Raw genomic sequence first — 4,319 nt, forward strand, 5'->3', positions numbered from 1 at the left:
AGCAGGAGGATTCGGTTCGTTGCCGGTGGAGAATCCGGCCAGCCGGTTCTCCGGACATGACCGGTCAGGGTTTTGAATATCTGCTGGTACATGTTCTTGGTGTCGCTGTTGCCGGGCAGGCTCATGAACGAGCTGCGGAAGGAGCTGACGTAGCTGTCGGCGAGCTCGCCGGCTTCGCTCGCCCACAGCTTCAGATCTTCGCGCGGCTGTTCTCCGAACGCCAGCAGGAGCAGGTCCATGACCGCCTCAAGCTCGACCGCCTCGAGCTCACCGGTCTTCGTCCGGTCCGGCGCGGCCCAGCGGAGCTCCTTGACCCAGCCCTTTCTGTCCTCCTCGTCCCGCAGGAGCGCGGGTAGCTCGGAGAGCATCCACTGCAGCGCGTATGGGAGCAGGACGGCGGCAGCCCTGAAGCCGCCGGCCTTGCGAGCCAGCTGCAGCAGGGCGAGAACATAGGAGCCGCCGTGCTCTCTGACTGTGCCCACGGCCAGAGCCGCCGCTTCGGACGATGCGCCGTCGATGACGTCGTGGAACGGGCGCAGCCTTTCCCGTAGCGGGCCGGCGGTCTCCAGCCATGCCAGCATGGCCTTGATCTGCTCATCCGGCAGGCGGTCGGCTGCCTGCCGGACCAGCTCGCGCGCCAGCGATTCGGGCGCGTAGTAGGTGATCGCGGTCAGTACCTCGTCATCGGCGTCGACCGTCGTCCGCCCGGTAGGCAGACGACGGTCGCGGAAGTGCCGCAGCACGAGGGACGCGGCTGTGGCACACCGTTGCCGATCGAGTACTGGCTGGTCGGACGCCGGCTGGTCGACTGGCTGTCCGAGTGCGGCTGCAGCCGCCTCCTGCCGCGCCTTCTGGGCGTCCAGCAGCCCCGCGAGCGCCTGGTCGGCGAGGCCGAGACGGTCGGCCAGGCCGAGCAGGCGTTCTGGCGCGGTGAGATCCACATCGCTCGCCCACAGCAGCCTCCGGCCGATCGTCCCTATGGAGACCGCCAGCCAGTGCTGTAGCTCCTTCGGCTTCCTGGCCGTCCACTCCGGCCACGTCTGCCCGATCTCCGCCAGCCCCTCCGGGCTCGCCGTCTCGAGGAGGCCCCATACCGTCCCGCGCCAGGCGTTCCGGTCGGGCTCCTCGGCGGCCCTGCCCGTAGGCCGAGGGCGTGCCACGACAGGCTTTGCCGGGGTGGGCGGGAGCGGCTGGACGGATTTGACCAGTTTGACAGCTTTGACAGCTTTAACAGGTTGGACAGGTTTGACAGCTTTGGCAGGGTGGACGGAAGAGGCGAGCTGTGCGTCCAGCCTGGAAAGGCAGTGTATGGCATGGCCGGGATCGTTCGTCCGGTGTGGTTCCCCGGCCGAGGCTAGATGTTCGACGATCTCCTGAACGGTATGACCGCTCTTCTTCATGGCCATCAGCAGGTGCGCATAGTGGATGTGTCTGTTGTCGGGGGAAACGCGCGGCTGGCGGAGGGAGGGAGACAGCTCGACGACGGGCAGCCTGTCCGGGGGCACCCAACGGATGCCCGCGTGCTCCGGCCGGGCACGGTTCGTGAACGCCAGCCTGATCCGGTGGATGCTCCCGCCGTCCGCCCAGGTGCTGGCTACCAGTTTCGACCGCTGACCGTAGGGGAGCAGCGCGGCCACCGCGTCGAGGAAGCGCAGCCGTTGCACCATCTGCTCGTCGGGGTGGCCGGCCGGGGCGTCGAGCACCGACACCGGGTGCGCGAGCAGCAGCCCGGCGGTGGCCGCCACCAGAGCGAAGCCGAACCGCTCGATGTGCTCCGCCAGCTCGCCGGCGTCCAGGGGAGTGAGGGTGACGGGCACCGGCCCGTCGCCGTCGCGACGTTCGGCGACGCCCGCGTCGCGGAGCGCGGAGTACAACGTCGCATAGGACGTTGGGACGCGAGCCAGATCGGCGAAGGGCACACAGAGATAACCGGTCGTCGCGATCTGCCTGCCCCCACCGTCGACCTGGTCGGACCAGGTCCGCACCGCGATCCCGAGCACGCTTCCCTCGCCGTGGGAGGCGTAGCTCACTGTCATCCATGGCAGGGCATTGGGCAGCGGCTGCGGGACCGGCCACGGTGGGGTGCCCGGGGTGAAGTCCTGCAGGATCGTGTCGAAGCCGGCCCGGGAGAAGAAGTCCCCGCCCGACCGCAGCACGGCATAGTCGTCTTCGCTGTTCGGTTCTTTCCCCATCAGCGCCCAACCGGCCGGGACCGTCCGGCCCGGGTCGTGCGGTGCCTGCTCGGTCATGTTCCGGAGAAGGACCGGTGGATCTGTTTCTCCAGCCACAGGAACGGCTCCAGCACATTGATGGGCGTGACCTGGCCGCGGATACGCGGTATGCCCTCCGGAGTCCTCTCGACGTTGGCGCAGTCGCGTCCTCGGAAGACGCGGCTCGGGCCGATATAGAAACCGATGGCCGAGCTCACGAAATATTTCACCCGCTGGGCCTGGAAGTATCGTTCGATACTGCGCATGACAAGCGGGGAGGAAGTGCCGTCCCGGTCGTTGCACAGCCCCCGGAAGAACTCACCGGCATAGTCGTCCTGGACTGTCGGGGTCCCGGCATCGTCGTCACCGGCCAGCACGACCCCGTGGTTGAGGGCCTTCCGGTAGACCGTCGGGTCGTCGAACTTCGTGACGCAGACGGCGAGGTGGTGCGGGAGCCGCCCGTCCCGCAGCCGGCCCATCTCGTACGACCGGCGGGCCAGCTGCTCCAGCATCCGCTGGAAGTACCGGTAGGACCTCCGTTCGTGGACGGGGTCGAAAAGGTACACGATCCCGTCGCACTCCGCCAGATGATCTATGATCTGCCTGGGGGTCTGTGGCTCGGGCTCGTCGAAGATATCCAGTTCGTCCTTCTCCGCGAAGATCGGGGATTTCGTGGAGGAGTCGTCCGACGTGCTGGCGAACATACGGCCGGCGACATCGAGCATCTGTATCTCGAGGACGGCCTGGCCGGGCACGATGGGGCTGCGGAGCCTGCGCCACCACGCCCTGCTGTCGCGGATGGGCTTGATCAGGCGCCATCGGAGCTCCATGACACCGCTGGTCGCGGGTGGGAAGAGCTGGTCCTCGCTCATCAGTTTGGTGTTGTAGCTCAGGAAGTCCGACGCGGTGTCGTCGACCCCGGTGATGAGCCAGTCGTCATTGTTATTGTCCGGGTGGTTGACGACGGCGATCTGCAGCGCGGCCAGGAAAGTGGTCTTGCCGCTCAGCGGAGCACCCCACAGACCGATGCGCGCGACACGCGATGCGGGTTGTGTTTCCATTGTCGTCATCGGGGGAATCCGGGATCGACACGGTTCCCCACGAGTGCGCTGGTTGCGTTCGTGGAGACTGACGACGATCTGTTGTTGATAATTGGATGCCCCCGCATCACGACCATCGAAAACTCCCGTAACCCGGACGGGGCACGGTGAGATGGTCCACCCTGTTACCGGCCGATATCCTTATGATCAAAATACTGGACCGGGCACCCGCAGTGTCAGTTGCCCCCGGACCCGGTCAAGTTTACCGGTTGGTCATGAACGATGGCAGGCTACCGGTACCAGTACCAGTACCGGTAGCGGTCAGCGGGTGGAGGTGTCGTCGGCGACCAGGTCGGCTACGACGATGGTGGTGTCGTCGCGGGCACCGGCGTGCATGGCCGCGTCCACCAGGGCGTCCGCGGCCCGCTCCGGGCTCAGACTGCCCAGCTCCATCAGCAGGCCGTTGAGCTGCTCGGGCGCCATGACCTTGGTGATCCCGTCGCTGGCAAGGACGACCCGGTCGCCGGCCCGCACGGGCTCCTCCAGCAGATCGAGCTCGACATCCTCGTTGAGGCCGATCGCGTTGAGCAGTGGCCCGTTCTTGATGGCGTGCGGTGTGGTGAGCTGCCGCGGCCGGCCACGGCCGGGCTGTAGCCAGACGGAGCTGTCCCCCACGTGCGCGACGAAGAGGGTCCGGCCGGTGTCCTGCTGCCGGCCCAGCACGACGACATCGAGGGTGCAGGCCATGCCGTGCCAGGAGGGCTCCTCCAGGGGCTTCTCCCGGACCGTCCGGTTGGCCCGCTCGAGCGCCCTCCGCAGCCCGTCGCGCGGGTCGGCGGCGTACTGTGGGCGGAAGCTCGCCACCGTGGTCACCGCCAGGGTGGACGCGATCTGCCCGGCCGCCTCGCCGCCGACCCCGTCGGCGACCGCGAGCAGGCCATCAACGACGACGAAGGCGTCCTCGTTGGGACCGCCGCGCTTGCCGCGCCTGGTCCGGCCGGCCGCGGCCAGCCGCAGCGGCGCCGACGTGGAGACGTCCGGCTCGTTCGCGACCAGCTGCTCGCCGCCA

Annotated in this window: 2 protein-coding genes and 1 pseudogene; all 3 read right to left on the bottom strand. The window is 67.8% G+C overall.

Translation table 11 applies throughout. The features are described 5' to 3' along the window. Positions 1 to 2,249: pseudogene (locus AC5LUJ_RS11050) on the bottom strand (hypothetical protein); the annotation flags it as partial. Continuing rightward, positions 2,246 to 3,280, bottom strand: coding sequence for a hypothetical protein (locus AC5LUJ_RS11055; protein ID WP_250285887.1), 1,035 nt, complete (start codon positions 3,278 to 3,280; stop codon positions 2,246 to 2,248). The gene AC5LUJ_RS11055 and the pseudogene AC5LUJ_RS11050, both read right to left, overlap by 4 nt. A gap of 291 nt (positions 3,281 to 3,571) precedes the next feature. Continuing rightward, positions 3,572 to 4,319, bottom strand: a 748-nt coding sequence (locus AC5LUJ_RS11060; RefSeq protein WP_493464898.1) for a PP2C family protein-serine/threonine phosphatase, incomplete at its 5' end; no start/stop codon positions are given.

This window comes from Protofrankia sp. CiP1_Cm_nod3 (assembly GCF_982290655.1).

Coding starts and splice junctions, on each gene's coding strand:
- AC5LUJ_RS11055 (WP_250285887.1), bottom strand. CDS start 3,280: ATGACGACAATGGAAACACAACCCGCATCGCGTGTCGCGCGCATCGGT.